General features: G+C 42.8%; 1 protein-coding gene. It reads right to left on the reverse strand.

All coding sequences use genetic code 11. The features are described 5' to 3' along the window. A partial coding sequence (gene tuf, locus PEPCATONIAE_RS08545; protein ID WP_138160710.1) for an elongation factor Tu occupies window positions 1-1,133 on the reverse strand: 1,133 nt, incomplete at its 3' end.

Here is a 1,133-nt window from a genome sequence, read left to right on the forward strand (position 1 = left end):
AATCTTAGTCCTTCGTCCATTGCTATTGGTGTGATTAGTTCTACTGTGAAGGTTGCGTTGTCTCCGGGCATTACCATTTCTACTCCTTCTGCTAGTTGTATGTCTCCTGTTACGTCTGTGGTTCTAAAGTAGAATTGTGGTCTGTAGCCGTTAAAGAATGGGGTGTGTCTTCCGCCTTCTTCTTTGGTTAGTACGTATACTTCTGCTTCGAATTTTGTGTGGGGTTTTATTGAGTTTGGTGCTGCTAGTACTTGACCTCTTTCGATTTCTTCTCTTTGTACTCCTCTTAGTAGGGCTCCGATGTTGTCTCCGGCTTGTGCTTGGTCTAGTTGTTTCTTGAACATTTCTACTCCGGTTACTACTACTGTTCTTTTTTCTTCTGTTAGTCCTACTATTTCTACGTTGTCTCCTACTTTTACTGTTCCTCTTTCTACTCTTCCTGTTGCTACTGTTCCTCTTCCTGTTATTGAGAATACGTCTTCTACTGGCATTAGGAATGGATGGTCTATGTCTCTTACTGGTTCTGGAATGTAGGAGTCTACTTCTTCCATTAGTTTTTGTATTTTGTCTCCCCACTCTCCGTCTGGTTCTTCTAGGGCTTTTAGTGCGCTTCCTACTACTATTGGGGTGTTGTCTCCGTCAAAGTCGTATTCTGATAGTAGGTCTCTTACTTCCATTTCTACTAGTTCTATTAGTTCTGGATCGTCTACTTGGTCTTCTTTGTTTAGAAATACTACTATTTGTGGTACTCCTACTTGTCTTGCTAGTAGTATGTGTTCTCTTGTTTGTGGCATTGGGCCGTCTGCTGCTGATACTACTAGGATTGCTCCGTCCATTTGTGCTGCGCCTGTTATCATGTTCTTTACGTAGTCGGCGTGTCCCGGGCAGTCTACGTGTGCGTAGTGACGGTTTGGTGTTTCGTATTCTACGTGTGAGGTTGAGATTGTGATTCCTCTTTCTCTTTCTTCTGGTGCTTTGTCTATGTGGGCGTAGTCTACGAATTCTCCTCCGCCGTATCTTTTGTTCATTATTAGGGTTATTGCTGCTGTTAGGGTTGTTTTACCGTGGTCTACGTGTCCGATTGTTCCTATGTTTACGTGTGGTTTGGTTCTTTCAAATTTTGCTTTTGCCAT

It is taken from the genome of Peptoniphilus catoniae (genome assembly GCF_901447155.2).
GTDB classification, from domain to species: domain Bacteria; phylum Bacillota; class Clostridia; order Tissierellales; family Peptoniphilaceae; genus Peptoniphilus_E; species Peptoniphilus_E catoniae.